General features: G+C 34.8%; 22 protein-coding genes and 2 pseudogenes. 11 read left to right on the forward strand and 13 right to left on the reverse strand.

Annotated features, from left to right (window positions below; genetic code table 11):
• The first annotated feature begins 9 nt into the window (after positions 1–9).
• Both HS5_RS11865 and HS5_RS11870 read left to right on the forward strand, forming a co-directional pair.
• Positions 10–393: a 2'-5' RNA ligase family protein gene (locus tag HS5_RS11865; RefSeq protein WP_236751582.1), complete on the forward strand. Its 384-nt coding sequence runs from the start codon at positions 10–12 to the stop codon at positions 391–393.
• Between the two features lie 231 nt (positions 394–624).
• Positions 625–902: pseudogene (locus HS5_RS11870) on the forward strand (type II toxin-antitoxin system RelE/ParE family toxin).
• On the opposite strand, the gene HS5_RS11875 reads toward HS5_RS11870, so the two are convergent.
• The 9 genes from HS5_RS11875 to HS5_RS11915 all read right to left on the reverse strand — a co-directional run bounded on the left by HS5_RS11875 (position 856) and on the right by HS5_RS11915 (position 10139).
• Positions 856–1005: a hypothetical protein gene (locus HS5_RS11875; RefSeq protein ID WP_236751583.1), complete on the reverse strand. Its 150-nt coding sequence runs from the start codon at positions 1003–1005 to the stop codon at positions 856–858. The pseudogene HS5_RS11870 and the gene HS5_RS11875 sit on opposite strands and share 47 nt — an antisense overlap.
• A gap of 653 nt (positions 1006–1658) precedes the next feature.
• Positions 1659–2510, reverse strand: a complete 852-nt coding sequence (locus HS5_RS11880; protein WP_236751584.1) for a hypothetical protein — start codon at positions 2508–2510, stop codon at positions 1659–1661.
• 470 nt (positions 2511–2980) lie between these two features.
• Positions 2981–3559, reverse strand: coding sequence for an indolepyruvate oxidoreductase subunit beta (locus HS5_RS11885; protein ID WP_236751585.1), 579 nt, complete (start codon positions 3557–3559; stop codon positions 2981–2983).
• Positions 3547–5352 (reverse strand): indolepyruvate ferredoxin oxidoreductase subunit alpha, encoded by a 1806-nt coding sequence (gene iorA / locus HS5_RS11890; protein WP_236751586.1) that lies wholly within the window; start codon positions 5350–5352, stop codon positions 3547–3549. Before iorA ends, HS5_RS11885 begins: the two co-directional genes overlap by 13 nt.
• 540 nt (positions 5353–5892) lie before the next feature.
• Positions 5893–6291 carry a PaaI family thioesterase gene (locus tag HS5_RS11895; protein ID WP_236751587.1) on the reverse strand — a complete coding sequence of 133 codons (399 nt, stop codon included), beginning with the start codon at positions 6289–6291 and terminating at the stop codon, positions 5893–5895.
• 258 nt (positions 6292–6549) lie between these two features.
• The gene (locus HS5_RS11900; RefSeq protein ID WP_236753571.1) at positions 6550–7575 is read right to left on the reverse strand and encodes an aminobenzoate oxygenase; all 1026 of its coding nucleotides are present in this window, start codon (positions 7573–7575) and stop codon (positions 6550–6552) included.
• Positions 7576–7662: 87 nt separating this feature from the next.
• Positions 7663–8559 (reverse strand): phosphate uptake regulator PhoU, encoded by an 897-nt coding sequence (locus HS5_RS11905; protein WP_236751588.1) that lies wholly within the window; start codon positions 8557–8559, stop codon positions 7663–7665.
• Positions 8560–8617: 58 nt separating this feature from the next.
• On the reverse strand, positions 8618–9391 hold the full coding sequence (locus HS5_RS11910; RefSeq protein ID WP_236751589.1) for an enoyl-CoA hydratase-related protein: 774 nt from the start codon (positions 9389–9391) through the stop codon (positions 8618–8620).
• On the reverse strand, positions 9384–10139 hold the full coding sequence (locus tag HS5_RS11915; protein ID WP_236751590.1) for an enoyl-CoA hydratase-related protein: 756 nt from the start codon (positions 10137–10139) through the stop codon (positions 9384–9386). Before HS5_RS11915 ends, HS5_RS11910 begins: the two co-directional genes overlap by 8 nt.
• 159 nt (positions 10140–10298) lie before the next feature.
• Here HS5_RS11915 and HS5_RS11920 point away from each other — a divergent pair, with 159 nt between their 5' ends.
• The 4 genes from HS5_RS11920 to HS5_RS11935 all read left to right on the forward strand — a co-directional run bounded on the left by HS5_RS11920 (position 10299) and on the right by HS5_RS11935 (position 13866).
• Positions 10299–11462, forward strand: coding sequence for a thiolase domain-containing protein (locus tag HS5_RS11920; RefSeq protein ID WP_236751591.1), 1164 nt, complete (start codon positions 10299–10301; stop codon positions 11460–11462).
• A 5-nt stretch (positions 11463–11467) separates the two neighbouring features.
• A complete protein-coding gene (locus HS5_RS11925; RefSeq protein ID WP_236751592.1) occupies positions 11468–11857 on the forward strand; it encodes a Zn-ribbon domain-containing OB-fold protein in 390 nt (129 codons plus the stop codon).
• Positions 11839–13137 (forward strand): phenylacetate--CoA ligase, encoded by a 1299-nt coding sequence (locus tag HS5_RS11930; RefSeq protein ID WP_236751593.1) that lies wholly within the window; start codon positions 11839–11841, stop codon positions 13135–13137. The genes HS5_RS11925 and HS5_RS11930 overlap by 19 nt, the downstream gene beginning before the upstream one ends.
• 150 nt (positions 13138–13287) lie before the next feature.
• Positions 13288–13866, forward strand: coding sequence for a DUF998 domain-containing protein (locus HS5_RS11935; protein ID WP_236751594.1), 579 nt, complete (start codon positions 13288–13290; stop codon positions 13864–13866).
• Positions 13867–13933: 67 nt separating this feature from the next.
• Here HS5_RS11935 and HS5_RS11940 read toward each other — a convergent pair whose 3' ends face one another.
• The 3 genes from HS5_RS11940 to HS5_RS11950 form a co-directional block, all read right to left on the reverse strand.
• Positions 13934–14593 (reverse strand): hypothetical protein, encoded by a 660-nt coding sequence (locus HS5_RS11940; protein ID WP_236751595.1) that lies wholly within the window; start codon positions 14591–14593, stop codon positions 13934–13936.
• Between the two features lie 20 nt (positions 14594–14613).
• On the reverse strand, positions 14614–15132 hold the full coding sequence (locus tag HS5_RS11945; protein ID WP_236751596.1) for a winged helix-turn-helix domain-containing protein: 519 nt from the start codon (positions 15130–15132) through the stop codon (positions 14614–14616).
• Positions 15133–15406: 274 nt separating this feature from the next.
• Entirely contained in the window at positions 15407–15991 is a 585-nt protein-coding gene (locus tag HS5_RS11950) for a zinc ribbon domain-containing protein (RefSeq protein ID WP_236751597.1), read from the reverse strand.
• Positions 15992–16126: 135 nt separating this feature from the next.
• Here HS5_RS11950 and HS5_RS14595 point away from each other — a divergent pair.
• The 3 genes and pseudogenes from HS5_RS14595 (at position 16127) to HS5_RS11965 (ending at position 17484) form a co-directional block, all read left to right on the forward strand.
• Positions 16127–16518 (forward strand): annotated as a pseudogene (locus HS5_RS14595) (PaREP1 family protein).
• A 131-nt stretch (positions 16519–16649) separates the two neighbouring features.
• Positions 16650–17039 carry a hypothetical protein gene (locus HS5_RS11960; protein WP_236751599.1) on the forward strand — a complete coding sequence of 130 codons (390 nt, stop codon included), beginning with the start codon at positions 16650–16652 and terminating at the stop codon, positions 17037–17039.
• A 31-nt stretch (positions 17040–17070) separates the two neighbouring features.
• Positions 17071–17484 (forward strand): hypothetical protein, encoded by a 414-nt coding sequence (locus HS5_RS11965; protein ID WP_236751600.1) that lies wholly within the window; start codon positions 17071–17073, stop codon positions 17482–17484.
• 2 nt (positions 17485–17486) lie between these two features.
• On the opposite strand, the gene HS5_RS11970 is transcribed toward HS5_RS11965, so the two are convergent.
• Positions 17487–18935, reverse strand: coding sequence for a carboxypeptidase M32 (locus tag HS5_RS11970; protein ID WP_236751601.1), 1449 nt, complete (start codon positions 18933–18935; stop codon positions 17487–17489).
• Between the two features lie 50 nt (positions 18936–18985).
• Here HS5_RS11970 and HS5_RS11975 point away from each other — a divergent pair, with 50 nt between their 5' ends.
• Positions 18986–19258 (forward strand): ACT domain-containing protein, encoded by a 273-nt coding sequence (locus HS5_RS11975; protein WP_236751602.1) that lies wholly within the window; start codon positions 18986–18988, stop codon positions 19256–19258.
• Positions 19259–20596, forward strand: a complete 1338-nt coding sequence (locus HS5_RS11980; RefSeq protein WP_236751603.1) for a DUF711 family protein — start codon at positions 19259–19261, stop codon at positions 20594–20596.
• Positions 20597–20598 lie beyond the last annotated feature (2 nt).

Genomic DNA, 20598 nt, shown 5'->3' on the forward strand with positions numbered 1-20598 from the left:
TATTTGAAAGTGCACAAAGTACCTCATATTACCCTAATATATAATTTCTGGCCAAGGGTCACACCAGTTAAAATAATTGAGGTTGTTAAAGAAGTAGTTGATAGATACAATAATTTAGAGTTTTATTACGATAAATACGAGATAAAAAATGGGAAAGAAGGATACACGATAGCCTTCGGTATAAGACCTAATAATGAACTTATCCAATTTAGAGAAGACCTCTATAAGAATCTAAAAAATTATATAAAAGAAAGAACTGATGCTAAATATTATAATGAGAACTTCTGGTTTCATGCAGGCATCTCTTTTCATTTATCCTATAGATTGGTAGGAAAAATCTCGAAGAACAAAGAGCTACTCCGTGTATCATCATGTTTTTGTATGAGTGTTTAATTACACTATTATTTTCATTTTTTAGTATATTAAATGGAGATTACATTAAAGAGAAAGAATTGATTATAGTTAAACAAATTTGCATTGTCTAAAATAAAAAGACTAAAGAAAGAGATAGTTGTACAACTATAATTCCTAATGAGATATTAAACTAAAAGAGAAAGATTTTTTTAAAATACGCATTCTATTTCTTTTATTGTAGTCTGTGAGAAGTGGAATGTGAGGTTTCTGATGAGGGATGCTAGAGACGTTAAAGATTTAGCTAAGTTTGTGGTTAGGATGTTTTCCAACTTAGAGGTTTTGATGGTGATAGTCGATAAGTTGAAGTTATTGCAAGAGAACCCTTTCAAATATGCAGGGAAAAACTTGGAAGAGACATTTACGGTAATCCGATGTTCTCAATAGAAGTTACGGACGATATAAGGATACTATACAGTGTGGATCTAAAAACCTGTATCGTATTTATTTGGGAGATCGGGTCTCACAAGGACGTTTATGGTCTGGGTTGAGCTCATAATAAGCTTCAATTAACATTTTCCTAAATTCTTCCAAATCTTCTTTAGTCTCAAACTCTAAAAACCTATTCCCGTACTCGTCCTCAACAATTCTCATAAGTATATGTTTGTTGAGAACATTAAAAAGGATATGCTGATTACTCTCATTGAATTTTATCATTAGAAAATGAGGATCTATGAAATAATTCTGGAGAAAAACAGAATTAATTTATTTGAAGAAATTAATACTCTTGATATAGTATAATTAACTCAAAAAGATAAGTAATATACTATAATGGAGCATCTACTGCGCTATGATTGAGTAAACCTAATAGTGATGATTATAATTACGTTATTCGTTAGTGGGCTAGTTGTCATAGTCTAAGCTCTCTAGGGCGTTTAACTTTTTGTGAGAAGATAGCCAATCTTGAATATTTTCAGACTACTCTGTCATACTAAATTTGTTGTAATGTATAACGAATATTCATGCATTTAACTCAGAAGCTTTGGGAGAGCTTCTGTAATTCAGAAAAGAGGATATGGCTAGTTGTAATTTGTAATATGATTACAAGGGTTAGACGGTGATTATATGGGAGCAATTAAGAAAAACATTATAACAAGAGCACTGGTTTTAATACTACTACCTTTATTGAGGAAGTACTATTTCATATATGAGGAGGAAGAGAAAATAATATTTCTTAAAAGAGGAAAATTATACAAAATTAATATCTAAATCATTATAACTTAACATCTATTCAAAAAGAATTTAAATTAACATATTAAGGGCAAGTAAGATAGAGAGTAAATTGTAATATTATATTCCTTACCTCCTATCCAAATTATTGAGCTTAATGGGATAAAGTGGCCTGGATTGGTTAAGCAATTATGCTTTGATAATAACTGTTGAGGATTAGTTATTTCATACTCATAATTACCGACCTTTGTGAAGTTCAATTGAATACCGCAAACCTCAATCTTACAAACTCCTTTAGGTAGTATAGTGTACATTTTACCGTCTTGATAAGTTAGATAGAAGCCAATAATGTTGGTACTTTTTAGCGGAATTGTAATTGTCTTATTAGTCAACCACGAGGTTATGATTATCTTGTAATTGTCTGATGCTAATGAAACTAAATGCGAAAAAGCACAATCAATAGAGCTCTTAACAGCTAAGCAAATATAACATAACCTTTGCAGGTACCATATCGTCTCTCCAGGATAAAAAGTGAAGTTCTCGGAAATAACCATAGGAAGGAGCATTACGCCTTGAGGACATGGAGCATAAGTCTTATTGTTTTCAAGGTTTATAATGCGTGTTGTAAAAGGTTTTAATGTAAATGTACCTACAGTAGAGTTAGGATCAAATAAGTTAGTAACATGTAGTAATATTGATTTATTGCCTAAATTCGTGAAGCTGACTAAAATATAGTAATATTGACCCTTTTTAAACAAGGTCACATTCTCCTCAATATAACCGAGTTTGCTATTAGTCTTACAAGTGACTGTCATTAACTGCGTAAAGCTGGTAAGATGTAGAGTATTATTTGAATGAAGCTGAACGTAGTATAAAGAAAATGCAAAAATTAATAGTATAGGAAATGCTAAAATCCACTTCCTTACCATGATTAGTCGTTAATTCCTTGATCTTATAAGGATTTTCCAAAGAGAAATTAAATAGATCTAGTTTTTTGAATGTATAATTTGACCTGTCACTAAAAATTCTTTAATTTCTAGTGCATTTAACGGTATAATTATCTTTTATTAACTTCTATCATCATTATTTTTATCTTTTAGTTTCTTCGATATGAAGTAAATTGCTCTTTATTTTAATTATTGTAGGCTAGTTTAGAGTTATGAATTGTTAAAAGATGACAACGTTCGATCAAAAGAAGATAAGAGTGAGTTAGTATTATTTCATGATAGAGCTAGGTAATAATTGTGTTACGATTTTTATGTAGTTTTATCTTTTATCTCATATTCTTCTGTTAGATATTACCAAATTTACATATTTAGTTATCACTATAAAATTCTGAAATATTTCTTGGACATTTTGTAAAGATCGCATGTTCATGAGTCTAGTCTATGAGAGATTATTAGATTGTTAATTTATTGGAAAGTTTTAGGCTTTCTTCCAAGCCTAGTCTAAAAGCTTTGACGTTATTTTCGCCTTTAAGAGTGGACGTAAAGCTTTCTTCACTCATCATCCTAAATATTCCTAGGCCGTAAGCGAAACCTAAAATGGCAGAATTTACTACTCTTTTATCTCCAACTAAAGACGCTATGTTATTTGCGTTAATTCTGAACACTCTGAAGTTTGAAAGTTTCTTAACTATTTCTTCAACGCTATTTTCCTTAACTTTAGGTAGAACTGGTTTAAGGCTATATTCATTTAGAACGATAATTGTATTGCTGTTTGCGTAGTCTAAATTTCTCAAAACTTCGTTAGCTTCTAGGCCTATTAAACAGTCTGCTCCGTGCTTAGCTATAATTGGAGCATATACGTCTCCTATCCTAACATGAATATTAACAGCTCCGCCTCTCTGTGCCAAGCCGTGAGTTTCAGCTACAAGAACTTTTATCCCTTCTCTTTCGCACGCATTGGTTATCATTTTTCCCATCGTTATTATTCCTTGCCCACCTACTCCAGCTACAAGAATATTTAACTTAACCATGCTTCATCCCAACCTTTTGGTTTGTCTCCTTTTATTGATATTGCCTTAAATGGGCATATAGGCACACAAGCACCGCATCCTATGCACTGGGAGACGTCTATGGTGGCTTTCTTATTAGATAATGGTATAATAGCAGGGCAAGTGAAGTAATCGTAACAAATTGTGCAGCCAGTACATTTGTTCATATCTACCTCCGCTATTGGCAATTTTCCCTCTATTTTATCTAACGCGTCTAATGCACATGCTCTCTTAGCTATAAGTACTGCGGGCTTCATATTCTTCTTTACCCATTCTGCGGTTTCTTTGATAACTCTTGTTGAAGAATTATAATCGAATGGATCAAACTCTCTAACATATTCTATTCCCATTCCTCTTGCTACATTCGCAATATCTATATACTTAGAAGGGCTAGGTTGTTGGCCGGTCATTGCTGTTGACCGGTTATCCAGAACTAGAACAATCATTGGTGTATTATTATATACAGCATTAGCTAAACCTGGTAATCCTGCGTGGAAGAAAGTTGAATCTCCTATTATTGCTACTGGAATAACACCAGAACTCCTGTAAACTCCATTTGCTACCCCTAAACTGCTTCCCATTTCTATTAAACTATCTTGCTCATTAAATGGCGGAAGAACTCCAAGAGAATAGCATCCTATATCTCCAGAGAAGAACGTATCTTTTATCCCAGCTAACGCTAAACCTTTTTTGAGGTCTATGAAAGATGATCTATGAGGACAGCCTGGGCATAAAGCTGGAGGCCTTGGAACAACATCTATTAATGTATTTTCAACTTCACTAACTTCTTTACCTAGGAATTTACCTACGGCGTAGTTCACTTTCTCGAACGTTAATTCTCCAGTTCTATCTACAAGATCCTTACCGTGTACTTTTAATGCTATACCTTCTGATACCATTAGATCCTTAACTTGCATTTCAACTATTGGCTCCAACTCTTCTACAATTAGGACTTCTTCTGAATCCTCCAAGGACTTCAAAGTAAGATCCTTTGGGATAGGGAATGGTGTCGAAAGTTTCAGAATCTTAACTCTCGAATTTTCAACAGCCTCTTTAACGTATGCATATGCTATTCCTGAAGCTATTATGAGTTTTTTACCATCTCCTTCCAAAAAGTTCAGATTTTCTACTTTCTTCTGTATCATCTCCCATCTTCTTAACTGTTCTTTTCTGTTCCTTCTTGCATTTTCTGGAACCAATGCATATTTTGAGGGATTTTTTGATAGCCTACCCATTACTGGAGACTTAATTTCTTTCATTTCTACCTGAGATCTAACATGACCTATTCTTGTGCTGCTTCTAAAAATCACGGGGTGCTTAACTTCTGAACTAAGTTCAAATGCACTAATAATTAAATCATAAGCACTTTGAGTGTCATAAGGCTCAATAACTGGGATTAAAGCCATCATTCCATAATATCTATTGTCCTGTTCGTTTTGAGAAGACCACATTGAAGGATCGTCTGCAGAAACTAAAACTAAAGAACCATCTACTCCGGTATATGAGGAACTCATTAGCGCGTCTGCTGCTACGTTAACTCCCACATGTTTCATTGTAGCTAGAGCTCTCGCGCCCATCATTGCTGCTCCATAGGCTGTCTCAAAAGCAACTTTTTCATTGGAACTCCATTCTGCGTAAACCTTATCTCCGAATTTCATGATAGTCTCTATTATTTCTGAGGAGGGCGTGCCGGGATATCCTGCAGCTACTGCCACACCTGAAGAGAGCGCACCAAAAGCTATTGCCTCATTACCTAGAAGTATTCTTTTCGACATAATTTATCATTATATTTTAAACTTTAAAAACTTGGTTATGTAAACTTTAAAAGTTTACTATATTGATATAGTAGAGATAGATGTAAGAAAAATAATATTAATATTGTTAATAAATTCCATAAAAAAGAGATAGTAGATAATAGCAAGTATTTACTTGGTATATTTTACAGTAATGGTGATTTAGAATAGACTTATCATTTTTACATAGAATTTTTTGAATAACTAATCTGAACTCAAAAGGCATATTGTATTTATGAATCTGCAGATATCTAGAAGTTATTATCCCTAGAAGAGCTTTATGAATTGTGAGACTGTATCTCAATTAGCAAAATAAGTAAGCACAATTCCTATACTTATGTTGAACATTAGACACTTCTTTATTGTATAATTTTTTATTAATACTCAAATTATTTCTCTTAAGTTCATTCATGGCTTCGTGGTAAATCCAGCTCTAAAAATGTCTTATTAATAGTAATGAAGATAGTAGCGGAAAACTAAGGCTTGAAAACAGTCATAGAATATAGACTTGTTGAATTAAGCTTATCTCATGTACCATGTTCCTAGAGCTTTAGCACCCAATTTTCCTTTAGAGTCATAAAATTCTATGGATACTACAGCAACATTATCGTCAGTAATTTTAATTACTTTTCCTTTGCAGTAAAATGGACCTTCAGTCATTGGTTCTAAAAAATTAATTTTTAATTCTTGAGTAAACTGGTTTGTTTTCTTATTTATGCTTAGTACTGCTATTGCACCAGCATAGTCAATCAGTGCCATTATTATTCCTCCATGAAGTATATTTCCTAACCTAGTGAATTCTTTCTTAAATGGCATCATCATTTCACAATAACCGTTCTCCATCTTAAGGATCTTGATATCTAAAAACGAAAACAAGTATTCGTTAGCTTTAAGGATATTTTCGATTTGGTTTATTTCCATATGAATACTTAGCATAAGAAAGATTAAGAAAATTCTCATCTTTATAATAGTTTTTCTTAATAAAAAAGAATGAGTAAAAATGATATAAAATATATAAATAGATTAAAATATTATTAAGGCTTATCTAGACACTTATATTGCCTAGGCTTCTGTTTAATACTTCCTCGTACTTATCAGGAAAACTTTATTCCTAAAAATCGCTAAAGCTTCAACTATTCGCTACTTATTATAGCTGTTCTATTATTTCATTTTTCACTTTTAGAACACCGGTATAATATCTCCTTCACTAATGTCTGGTATATCCTCTTCTCCAGATATCCCGATCTCTGGAATTGAAGGCATTTTTATTCCGTAATGTTTTAATGATGCACCTACTCTTATCACTGCACTTTTCCAAGCTTCTTCTTTTTCCTTAAGCGTAGGAATGTAAAATCCTGCATCCCTGGCTAAATCTTCCATCTTTTGATGAACCTCAACAAACCATGGAGGTAATTTCCAGAAGTCCTTTGGAGGTAAGTATGTGATTAAAGATAAGAATACGAAGCCCGCTCTGACTTGTTTCGTTACCAATTTCTTTCTATCGTCATCCATCTTTTCCGCGTTCTGCGTCATGATCAAGTGAGTAAACGCATAATGTCTAGTCTCGTCAACTGTGGTGTTCTTAAACAAGTCTTGGAATGTTTTCAGTTTTGCTCCTTTAGACATTGTAGAGAATACAGTAGTGGCTGCAGCTTCGCCCATCATGAAAGATGTAAACAGGACGTCAAAAGTATACTTGTGATATGCCTCAAGGTAAGCTTTCCAATATCTCGAGCCGTTCCACCATGTCCATAATACGTTTAGTTGAGCTTTTCTTTCTAAGTCATCCTGGGGTTTAAAGTCGTTAGGAAATCCAGGGAAAACATTGTTAATTCCCAGTCCGCACATTATATTGTGTCTATTCTCGTCATACGTTATCGTTGTAAGTATTCCTCTAATGGGAGTAGGGAGGTGTTGTTCAAAGGCTTTTACTACTGCATAAGCAAACACTGGAGTTGCGTTATCAAAATTAGATAATAAAGACCACCAATAGGCTATTGTCATTCTCTGTTTTCTATCTAAACCGGTAGCCCATTCCTTTACTTCTTTCCAGTCTACATTTTCCTCATCCCATTGCTCCCTTTTTGCTCTTCTGTATAGCTGCCATGCTTTATCGTTGTCAAAAGTCCAAGTTGGAGGATAAACATTATTCGGAGGGAAATCTGGTGGTTCATCAAAATTTAAACTTGAGTATTTATTTGTCATAACTATCAAATATCTTCTTGCTCTATCTAATATATAAACTTTTTATTAAAATTAAATCGAATAAGGTTCAATTATATGTATTATTATTCATATTAATCTGACACTCTTGTGCATCGCATCGTCCATAATAGCTATACAGTAGGAAGCCATTCTAAGAAGCTCCTTACAAGACTCGGCTATACTACAGTTTCTCTCCAATTCGCTCATTAGATCCCTTAGCCACTTAATATCTTCCATCTTTTCTGTAAAGAACATCTCAGTGGACTTATTGAACATTTCAGTTACATTTATTACGAAATCTTTTCTTACGTTTTTATCTAATAGTACTATGAATTGCTTCAGATGTGATACAAATCTACCTAGATCCCTCATGAAAATCGCGTAAAGGATAATGTCCTTATACGGTAATTTAAAATTATATTCATCATCCAGCTGAACGCCTACGGCTATATTCCTTATAATTCCGCGATAATCCTTAATTAAACTATCACATCTGAAAACTAAATCCTCCTTAAGTTCTGGAGTTATATTATCAATTACTGAAAGAAGATCTGATAGAATTCTCTTAATTTTTTCTACATATCTTTTTATAAGAGTCATCAAATCTTCACTCACAGTGTAATTTACAATAAAAGTCGCACTGTTAAAGCTCTCATCTACTACTTCTAATCCTGGATGGGTTAATTGTAGTTCCTTTAAAGCTTTCTTTACCTCTGGACTCATTATAGTGCTAGATCTAACTATTATTTTTGAAATGCCTTGCATATAATAAACTGAGATTAGATATAATGCAGTATCCAGATCGTCTAGTATCAATTCCCTTTCAATATTAGGCGATTTTATGGGCCGTATTTTCAGTCCTTCCCAAGCTTCGTATACCTTAAGCTCGCTTTTAGCATCTAATCCGTATTTTCTAACCCATTCTGTAGGAATGGAGATTATGTAGCTCCCGCCCTTTATTTTCTGAAGTCTTCTGATACTCACAAATTATACTATCTGTTCACAATATATATTTATTTATATGCGTATATATATCAAAGAATCATGTAGTCCAATTTGGCTTTCTTTTTTCTACGAATGCTTTCATACCCTCCTTTCCATCTGCACTTGCTAAAGTAACATAAAATTGTCTCCTCTCAAAATCAAGCCCTTGCGATAGTATTGTATCGAGAGCTCTACTTACAGACTCTTTAGCCAACTCTTCGGCAAAACCTGATCTTGATGCTATCTCATTGGCCAATCTTATAGCTTCGTCTACTAACGCTTCGTCTGGGACTACTTTAGTTACTAGGCCTCTCCTATAGGCTTCCCATGCTGAGATCATTTTTCCAGTTAATACCATCTCCATTGCTTTGTATTTACCTATAGTTCTAGTTAATCTTTGAGTACCCCCAGCACCAGGCATAATTCCTAGGTTTATTTCTGGCTGACCAAGGGTAGCGCTCTCAGCAGCTATTATAATATCACAAGCCATGGCTAACTCGAGTCCGCCACCAGCGGTAATGCCGTTAAGTGTTGCAATGACAGGCTTTCTAAAAGTTCTTAATCTTTCCCACATTGGCATGTGACCCCTTCTTACTACTTCTTCTATAGGCATGTTAGACATCTCTGCAACGTCCGCACCAGCACAGAATGCTCTTCCATTTCCAGTTAAGATTACAGCTTTAACTCCGTCCTTTTCAGCTTGGTCGAATGCTTTGACGAAATCCCCTACCATTTCCATATTAATTGCATTCAGTTTCTCCGGTCTGTTAAGTCTAATAATAGCAATGTCTCCTAATTTCTCGTACAGCACTGTATTAGTCAATTTACTCACCTCTAAATTGAGGTTGTCTTTTCTCGAGAAAGGCCTTTACACCTTCAGCAAAATCTTGAGTTTTACCTAGGGCGCCTTGCATTGCCGCTTCATAATCTAAGAACTCTTCAAGATCGTAGTATAAGGCTCTATTTATTAATCTCTTACTTGCAGAGTAACTTTTGAATTGTCCGCTAGCAATTTTTTCTGCAATATTAAATGCCTCTTTTAACGGATCTTCAACTACTTGAAATAATCCCATCTTTTCAGCTTCTTCTCCAGTAAATTCTCCTCCAATTAGCAAATACTTCTCCGCTTTTACGCCGGCTAATCTTAACATCATTATAGCTAAGCCACTATCTGGGGCTAACCCGATGTTATGGAAAGCTGTTACGAACCTTGAATCCTTAGTAGTAAATCTAAGATCTGTTGCTAAGGCCAGGCTAATTCCTGCCCCCGCTGCTATCCCTTTAACTGCAGATATGAAAATTTTTGGTGAAAACTTAATCTCCTTTATGATTACGTGGAATGAGCTTCTTAAGTCTTCAGATATGTCGTTACTCATAGAGGACAAATCAGCACCTACACTAAATGCCCTTCCAGCACCGGCAATTATAGCTACTCTCTTTTCTGAATTTCTATTAAAATCTCTGACTGTCTTTATTAGAGAATCTCTTAATTCTTTATTCATTGCATTTAATTTTTCTGGTCTATTTAATGTGATTAGAAGTATTTTCCCGTGATCCTCTATCTGAATCCCCGAACTCATTGATAATATATATACTCACTGATTTATATTTCTAGCTTAATTTATATCATTTAGAATTAAAGAAATGAATAGATACATGTTTAATTTTATATTTAAATATTTTCAAGTTAAAATATTCTGGTAATAAAGTTTATAAATAATTTAAACATCATTTAACTTATGAATAGAAAGGTTGGAATTATCGGTGTAGGAATGAGTAAATTCGGTAAAAGAAATGACGTAACGGTTAGAGAACTATCCTGGGAGGCAGTTAAGGAGGCCTTTGAAGATTCTGGACTAACACAGAGAGATGTTCAACTAACAGTAATAGGAAGTACTGCCTATAGGGGAACTGAAATTTATCCTGCCCCTCCAGTCTCGGAGTACTGTGATTTAATAGGCAAGTCTCCCTTAAGAGTTGAAGCTGCTTGTGCAACCGGAAGTTCCGCGATCTTTACCGCGGTCAATACTATTGCGTCTGGACTAGTTGACCTTGCTCTTGTTATTGGCGTAGATAAGATGACAGAAGTTGATACTGCAACGTCATTAGCAATAGGAGGAAGAGGAGGAAATTACTATTGGGAATTTCAGATGTACGGAACTACATTCCCTACTTATTATGCTTTATACGCTACAAGACATATGGCTTTGTTCGGAACTAAGGAAGAGGATATGGCTTTAGCGGCTGTAAAGGCTCACAAATACGCCTCGTACAATGAGAAGGCTCATTTTAGAAATAGGATTACTGTAGAGGATGTGCTCAAATCTAGAGTTATATCTTGGCCCATAAAATTGCTTGATTCTTCCCCAATTAGTGACGGAGCCTCTGCAGTCATTCTAGCATCTGAAGAAAAGATTAGAGAATTGAAGATTGATACTCCAATCTGGATTAGAGCGATAGGTTACGGTAGCGATACGTCTTATATAGCAGCTAGGGGCGAGTGGGTAGGGCTTAACGCTGCTAGAGAGGCAGCATATATGGCGTATAAAATGAGCGGTTATTCACCCCAAGATGTAGAATATGCTACTGTCCATGATTGTTTTACAATAGCGGAGATAATGGCTTACGAAGATCTTGGTTTCGTGGAGAAGGGAAAAGGCACGAGTTTACTTAGAGAAGGGCAGACAGAAAAAGGAGGAAAGATCGCTGTAAATTTATTCGGTGGCTTAAAGGCTAAAGGCCATCCTCTTGGTGCTACTGGAGTAGCAATGGCCTATGAGATAACTAAGCAGTTAAGGGAAGAAGCCGGTCCAGTTCAACACTCCTTCAAGAAATATGTTGCACTATCTCACAACGTAGGTGGGACAGGTCATTACGCATTTGTTAGCATTTACAGTAGGTGAGAGTTATGGATGGAATTCCCCTTATTATGAAATATACTTTACCTGCTGAAGAATTATACAAGCCATTTTGGGAGGGACTGAAAAGAGGAGAGATATTGGGAACTAGATGTAAGAAGTGTGGGACATTGTATTTTCCTCCGCAAAAGGATTGTCCTAAATGTATGGCTTCAGATATGGAATGGATGGATATAGGGAAGGTGGGAGAAGTTATGACGTATAGTATAGTACTCCAGAAGCCTCAAGGCTTTGAGAATTTTAGTGATTACACAATAGGGATAGTAAGAACTGAAAAAGGAATTGATTTAATGTGCTGGGTTATTGGAACTCCAAAAGTAGGAGCAAAGGTATTTCTAACCTCTGATGGACAACGTGTTTTATGCAAGGTGAGATCTTGATCTTATATGACGAAACTGATCCCAATGGTCTAACTAAAGAGGAGATAAGAGAAATACAGAACTTCAGATTCAGAAGAATGATAAAGAAGGTATACGAAAAAAGTCCTTTTTATCATAGAATAATGAAAGAAAGGGGACTTACGCCAGACGATTTTAAAACTCCAGAGGATTTAGTTAAGATGCCGTTTACAACTAAGGATGACTTGAGAAAATATGCTTATCCTTACGGAGGTGACTTCCTAACAGTGCCATTAGATGAGCTTGTAGGTTGGCATATGACAAGCGGTACTACTGGAGTGCCCACGGTTGGGCCTTATACTTCTTCAGATATTGAATTATGGGCTAATTTAGTTGCTAGATGTCTTAGGGCTGCAGGAGTGGCTAAGAATGATATTGTAGCTAATATTTACGGTTATGGGTTATTTACTGGAGGTATAGGATTGCACATAGGAATACAGAAGATAGGAGCAAAGGTGATTCCTTGGAGTGCAGGTAGGACTGAGGCTTTAGTTAAGGCATTAAAAGACTTTAGAGCAACCGTCATAACTGGTACTCCTTCATATAACTTATATGTAGCTGAGAAGATCAGAGAGGCAGAGATAGATCCAGAAAAAGATTTAAACCTACGTCTTGCAATCCCTGGGGCTGAGGCAATGACTAAGGAGATGCTAAGTAGAATTGAGAAAGAATTGGCTCTAACGTCTCATGGTGGGGGAGCTAGAGAGATTTACGGATTAACTGAGGCAATAGGACCAGGCGTTGCTCAGGAGTGCCCTCAAGACAACCATGAAAAAATGCATATATGGACTGATCACTTTTACGTTGAGATAGTTAATCCAGAGACGGGGGAAAGAGTAGGGGAAGGCGAGGAAGGAGAACTCGTAATAACGCATTTAACAAGAGAAGGTATGCCACTAATTAGGTATAGGACTAAGGATATTACAAAACTTGAGGAGAGTAATGATGATATTCCCTTTCCAACTATCAGCATTATTAAGGGCAGAGTAGATGATGTAGTATTTTACAAGGGTGTGAAGATCTATCCTACGGCCATAAATGAAGTACTAATGAGATACCCAGAGATAAAGGAATATCAAATAGTATTAATGAAAGAACCGGCAAAATTCGAGGTACTAATAGAGACTGATAAGCCTTCTGAAGAGTTGCGAAAGAAAATAGCAGCTGATATTGAAGCAGTAACATTTGTCCACGTAAATATTCAGTTCGTTAGCGGATTACCGAGATGGGAAGGCAAGTCCAAGAGAGTCGTTGTAAAATGATGCCATTTTGCAAATCTTCTTTACTTATTTCCAATTTATATTGGTATATCGAGGATTTTATCACATTAAGGAATAAATATGTGAAAGTTTTGATTCATTTATTCTTCATTCAAAAAAGAGGGCAAAATTTAGAGGAGAATAGCTAAATATATGACAAGAAAAATACTAATTATGGTCATGAACTTCTTAAAATATTCTGGAATTGTAGCAGCCTTATTAGCATGGTTAGTTATATTTCTCAGTATTTCTATTAATCCATGGTTTATTTTCACGAGGAATGCATTTAGCGATTTAGGAGGATCAATGGCCAGAGATCCGTGGCTATATAATTATGGCCTCGTGGTAGTAGCAATATTTACTTTTTTATATGGTATTTATTTAGTGATAATTAATGAAGGAAAAATAGAAGTAGTGGGTTCTTCATTTATTATGGTAGCAGCAATATTTCTCGCATTAATAGGTATCTATCATGAGGGAACATATCCCCATGTTTTTGTCTCTATGTGGTTTTTTATTCAATTTGACATAGCAGTTTTAACGTATGGAATAGGAATATTTATGAAACTGAGAAAGCTGGGTATCTCTATGATACTCTTGTCTATAATTGCTCCTCTAGTAGCCGCAATAATTCCTTGGCCTTCCACTGCAACTATAGAGGCATGGGGAATTTCAGCTATAGATGCATGGGTAGTGCTGTCATATTTAAGCATTAGAGCTAAGGAAAAATAAATTTTGGGTATAAAAACTTAATTGATCATTAAATTTTATATTTTTGGATTTTACTCGTCATGAATATTTATGCTTTCTTTAAATAATATTTGGCGAGCAGAAATCCAATTATACCTGCAATGAAAGCTGGTACTGCTAAAGCAAAATAACTATTGATATGTGATAAGTCTACATAAGCAGTAAGCGAATCTATAAAGCCTAGAGGAGCTATTGTGAGGATGAATTTCGCATCTTTCTTCCAGAAGCTTAAATAAGCAGATACTCCCCAAGCGTAATGTAGGAATAAGGAACTGAGTCTATCCATTATTCTTCCTGTAATAACTACTGCTAAAGGTTCGTTTAAAAGAGGTGATATTAAAGTTAGATTATAATTTGCAGGTAAAGCTATTGCAGATACTATTCCTAAAAGACCTACTAAAAATCCATTCTCCCAAAAGGCTAAAGATACTCCGTAAGTTTGAGGATTTTGCTTAACAAAGCGTACAAACAAATAAGCAAATCCGGGCTCTGTAACCGCAGTTAAGATACCGTAGGCTAAATAAGTCTGTATTTGAGGAGTTTGGAAGAAGTGTAAGAAAGAGACCTGCACGATTTCCTTAGTTATTATCGCTGAGAAATATGCTCCACCAGCTATTAATAAAATTTTCAAATCTCTTTTTACTAAAAAAAGAGGAACTATTCCTATTATTAACGCTATCAGTGCAAGGATTAAAAATTCAGTATTCATAATGGAAGAGCAACTTACATTTATTTAACGTTCACTTTCAGAGATGAAAAGAGAAAATTTCTTGCCTTCTCTAGTAAATCCTTTATCTCACTCTCGTTCTCAAGTACTACTTCAAAGTTGGAAAGTACGTCAAGTACTATAGCATAATCTATGGGATCTACATTAGAAGGTATTTCGTTGTATATCTTAGTTTTCCTCATAGACTTTTCTCTCAGCTCAAGTATTCTTTGATAAATTTCCTTAACCTCCGGGTCTTTAGGTACTAAATCTGGAGAGAAAGGTAAAGCATAATATAAGGCTTTAGCCCTGTAAAATACCGTCTTAAAATTCCTTCTTCTTTCAGTTTTTACTATTTCAATAAGTCCACTATTTTCGAGCTTCTTAAGTCTCCTCCATACGGTAGATATAGGAATTTTTGTTTTTTCAGAAATTTGAGTAGAATTCAATTCCTCGTTTATCAAAAGTTGAACTATCTTGATATTAATAGAGTCCAAAAGTAAATCTGCTTGCTCTTTATTTACAATTAACATTCTTTGCATATCTATTATATTATATATGGATATATTAAAATTCTTTATAAGTTAAGAATAGAGAGAAGGGATAGTAGATCTATTACCTAATTATATGCTAATTTCGGATTAGCTATAGCAGTTGGCTTCGGCGGTATGATGGGTTAATAGCAGTATTACTTACACTGCTTCTAGTAAGGGAAACTAAAAGAAAATCTTTAGAAGAATCCTCGGAAGAGTATATGTTCTTTAATATAGAGAATCCATAATAAAAATCTCTTATTTAAATGATTTTTTAAACTATTTATTTTAATTTGTATCCACAATTTGGACAATAATTAGGCGAGCCATTAAGCAGATATCCGCAATTTGGACAGTATCTGTATTGTTTGGACATTGCGTTAGTAGTCAATATTTGACCTATTTGCTGATAGGACATAATAACTTGCTGTATTTGGGATAAGATCTTATCCTCTTCCTCGTAACTACCCAAAACACTTGCTATATCTACTCCTGCAAATGTCCCTGAGAGAAGTGTTAACCATTTATTATGCAGGACCGTATCAGACAAAGTTCCTACACCTCCTTCAACTCCTGTCCACTCAAGCTGTTGTTTTGCGCTTATTATACCGGATTCTATGAGTACCTGGTTTTGATTTTGGCAGATCTTTACAACGTAGTAATGACCTCTTATTCCTCTAGCATGAATCTGTAGTAATAAAATGCTAGGGCTGGTAGTACTTGTAACAGACATTCCTTCACTTCTTAATAGTAATTTCAAATCCTGAGAGAGTCTTCTTATATTGAGAGGATTAGCCACGTTAAGCCAGACAGTCTTTCTTGCTATGCCTACTGGCTGGCATACCATTGATTGTATATTGTTTGACATGTTCGATATAAAATATGTTTCTAGTTATTTAAAAGATATGATGACTATTTCTGTCCTCTTGTTAAAAGAATTATCTAGAATGTTTAATAACATTCATAAAAAATTTAATACAAAATTTTTTCCTTAATGTAGACCATGAATATTGGCATAAGTGCGGAGGTTTACTATAATGATGCTGAGGAGCTTTTGGATAAGGGTGATCTTGTTCAAGCTTGTGATAAGTATTATAAAGCTTCAGATGAATCTATTAAGCTATTAGTTATTGAGAACAACTTGAAAGATATTATAAAAACTGTTGAAAAGAAGGGAAGATGAGAGAGTGAAGATTTATTTAAAGTGTGTAAGTTATTAAGGTCTAAGAATGTTGAGACACTGAAGTTTTGGACAAGTGCTTGGATTCTTCACGTTGATTTCATGAGATGGACTTGAGTGAAAAAGAAGTTAAGAAATTAAAGGAAGACGTAAAAACTAATTTCTATCGTGAATATCTAGTGAAGTTTTTATTTGAATTAATTTATTTTCAATAAATAATATGTTAGACGGCATGTCAATTTTATTCTTACGATAATCTTTTCAAGAATTGTGTTTTTGTGATAAAATATGCTTTTTAGTTGATTGTATTGGAAAATTTTTTAATAGTGCTCTAATACAATAGAGTATGGGAGTATTTAAAAAAGAAAAAATATATCCTGGTCAGCACAACTTAGAAGCAATAATTCAAGAATTTACCCAATACCTACAGAGCGATGGATGGAAGGTTCAACAGAAGGCTGAAGGAAATATAGCAGTAATCCAAGCTCAAAAAGGCGGAATATTTAGGGACATATTCGCTGCGGACAGAGCGCTACAATTCTCCTTTGAGCAAACTCCTGACGGATTAAAAGTTACTGTTGGAGTAGGCAAGTGGGCTCAGAACTTAGCAGTTACTGCAGTCGAGACAATAATTTATGTACCGTTCTTGGCAATAGATGTTCCAGAAATGCTTTGGACAGAGCATATAGAATCTAATCTAATGAAAGAACTGGACAGAATAGCTTCGTCCACATAATTTTATTATTTTTTAATAGTAGGATGTCTTTATGAAAGGTTTAATAGCAGGTTTAATAATCGTGATAATTATTCTTGCGGCAGTATATTATTTATACACTGAAGGATACTTTTACTCTGTAAAAATTAACGGAATATATGTCACTTTACGCTCCACCTTTCTTAGTATAGAAAAATCTATACATGTATCCTACTCTAATGTGAGTATCTCGGCTCATGGAGATCAAGATATTACTATCAAAATCTTCTTGAAAAATGATAATTTACTATTCTCGGATGAACTCACTAATGTCACAGTTTCTCATCCATTTACGCTAATATCTGCAACTCCAGTGCCTTCTAAAATAACTCCAGGTGATAATGAAACTTTGTGTATAGTTATAAAAACGCCAATGTGTAATTATGCAGGATCTGTTGATATTATATTATATGTTACTAAAGCATAAAATCATTTGCTAAGATACTTTTCTTTCAGATATTTTATCAAATACCCAGGATTATATGCGTCTCCAAATGACTTTTCAAGGAGAACTTTTGGAGGATATATTGCACCGTATTTGTGGATCTTTTCTTTCAAGTAGTCTTTTATTTCATTAAACTTCCTTTCCTTAACCTTTTCTAACACGTTGAATTTTGCATATATCATTCCTGCAACTACGTTACCTATCGTATAAGTAGGGAAGTAACCGAAACTCCCACCGCTCCAGTGCACGTCTTGTAAGACTCCTTCTGCATCGTTCTTAGGCCTTATTCCTAAATACTTTTCGCTTAATTCGTTCCATAATGAAGGTATTTCTTCAACTTTTAATTCATCGGCAATTAATTTCTTCTCTATCTCATATCTGATTGCTATATGGAGATTATAAGTGACTTCGTCTGCATCAACTCTTATTAAACTAGGTCTTACAACGTTAAAATATTTGTAAATTTCTTCCTCATCATACTTTAAGTCAAGGAATCTCTTTAAGAGGGGATAAACAATACTAACGAATTCCCTACTTCTACCTATTATGTTTTCCCAAAACCTTGACTGAGATTCGTGAATTCCTGAGGAAACTCCTTTACCTACTGGGGTCATCTCAAGATTGGGGTCAATTTGTAACTCATACATAGCATGTCCGCTTTCATGAATTACTGAAAACATTGTAGCCCTAAAGTCTTTTCCTTCGTACCTAGTTGTAATTCTAACATCTCCTGCTGAAATCCTCTGAGTAAATGGATGGGGAGAAATATCTAGTCTAAACTTACTTCTCGGCATTTCTAGGATATTTATAATTTCTTCATTAACTTTCTTCATTACTTCTACATCATAAGCCATATCCTCTAAAGGGTGGTGATTAGGATAATATCCAGAGGATAAAATTTTCTCCAGTATGTATTTCAATTCTGGGAGTAACGAAGAAAATATTTTGTCAGTGTCGTCTATAGTTAATCCTTCTTCATATAGGTCAAGTAATGCGTTATAAGGATGTTTTTCGTAACCTAGACTTTCTGCGATCTTTCTTTCTAGTTCTACGATTTTCTCTAGATAGGGTTTAAATATTGAGAAATTTTCCTCATTCTTTGCTTTCGACCAAGATATGAAAGCGTCAGAAGTTAATCTAGCTAACTCTTCGTCAATCTCCTTAGGTACTGCTCTGTAATATTTTATTTCCCTCCTTAACACACGGACTATTCCTTTCTCTTTGTCTTCCAATTTGTTATCATCAATTTTATCAACATTGTCTGCAAATTTCATCATCTCGTTCCTTCTTAACGTGAGGATCTGTGCAGTAGCTTCTCCTCTGTATTTTGAACCTTCTTGAGGCATGTAAGTCTCAAGATCCCAACCCATTAAAGCTAGTGCATGATCTAAAGCCCAAACTTTTTTGTATTCTTCAAGAATATCTTCAAGCATAAATTGAATATTAAAGCAAGGTATAAAAATGCTAGTTTTTCTTTCACTTTATGGAAAATGCTGTTGTTGTAGTTGTGGGAGCAGATAAGCCAGGCATAGTTGCGGGAATCTCTTCAAAGTTAGCTGAAGAAAATGTAAACATAGTAGATATTTCTCAGACTGTTTTAAGGGGAATATTTGCAATGATTATGCTTGTTGATATTTCTAAGAGTAAAATTCCTCTATCAGAAATTAGGAAAGAATTGCAACAGAAGGGAAAAGAGCTTAACGTGGAAGTTTTAGTTTACCATGAGGAAGTTTTTAAGTATATGGAGAGGATTTGAATGAAATATTCTGCAGATGAAATAATTGAAGTTATTAGAATGTTAAGTGAGGAAGATTTAGACATAAGATCCGTGACGCTGAGTATAAATACCCTACCTTTCTTATCAGACGATATTAATAGAGTTTTAGAGAAATTTGAATCTCTTAATACAATTCTAGAAAAGTTTTCTTCTACAGTGGACCAAGTAAGTGAAAAATTTGGAGTTAAAATAGTTACAAAGAGAGTTTCAATTTCTCCTGTGCAATATTTTCTTGAAGTAACTGGCGAAAGCGGTGGAATAAAAATAGGCGAAAAACTTGAGAAACTTGCGGAAAATAACAAAATTGATTACATAAGTGGTTATTCAGCATTCGCTGACAGAGGGTTTACTAAAGGTTCGTTAGCTGTAATGAATACTTTAGCCGAAGTTATGAACTCTACAGCTAAGCTAACTGGAATGATTAATGCCGCCTCAACATTCTCTGGCGTAAATTCAGAAGCTGTAAGGAAGTTCGTTGATCAGATTTTTAGTATGAAGCCAGAAGCGTCTTCCAGAGTTTCCATACTATCAAATGTTCCTCCTGACAGCCCTTTTGTTCCTTCAGCACATCATGGTATAGGAATGCCAGATATGATGATAAACGTTGCTGTAAGTGGTCCAGGAGTAATAGAGAACGCTATAAGGAGGAGTTCTCCTTCTTCATTAGATGAGTTACACGATGTGATAAGAAGGTCTGCGTTTAAAATAAGTAGATTAGGAGAATTAATAGGTAGTGCAGTATCAAGAGAGATGGGAGTAGCTTTCGGTTCTGTAGATCTTTCTTTAGCTCCTTCTCCTAAGGTCGGAGATAGTGTAGCAGGAATAATTGAAGCTATGGGTATAGAAAAAATGGGTGGACACGGAAGCTTATCTGCCTTAGCAATTTTAATGGATGCGATAAAGAAGGGAGGATCTATGGCTACTTCTCACGTAGGAGGATTGAGCTCTGCATTTATCCCAGTAAGTGAGGATTCAATAATGGCAGAGAGAGCATTGGAAGGTTACGTAGATTTCTTTACTCTGCTTGCATTGTCTTCTGTTTGTAACAGCGGTATTGACATGGTCGGAGTAAGTAAAAAACAAGGCAGAGATAAGGTTGTAGGTCTAATTATGGATGTACTTTCTTTGGGCATAACTTTAAACAAGATTCTTGGAGTTAGAGTAATTCCAGTAGATAGTGAGCCTGGAACTATAATAGATTTAGGAGGGCTTTTAGGTAAAGTTGTTGTAATGAGGCTAAAGGGTGTAAATGTGGAAAGGTTTACTTCGCTTAATGGATTTATACCTAATACGATAAAAAGGCTGGAAACGGGTTAGAA

The sequence above is a fragment of the Acidianus sp. HS-5 genome (assembly GCF_021655615.1).
In the GTDB taxonomy this organism is placed as follows: Archaea; Thermoproteota; Thermoprotei_A; order Sulfolobales; family Sulfolobaceae; genus Acidianus.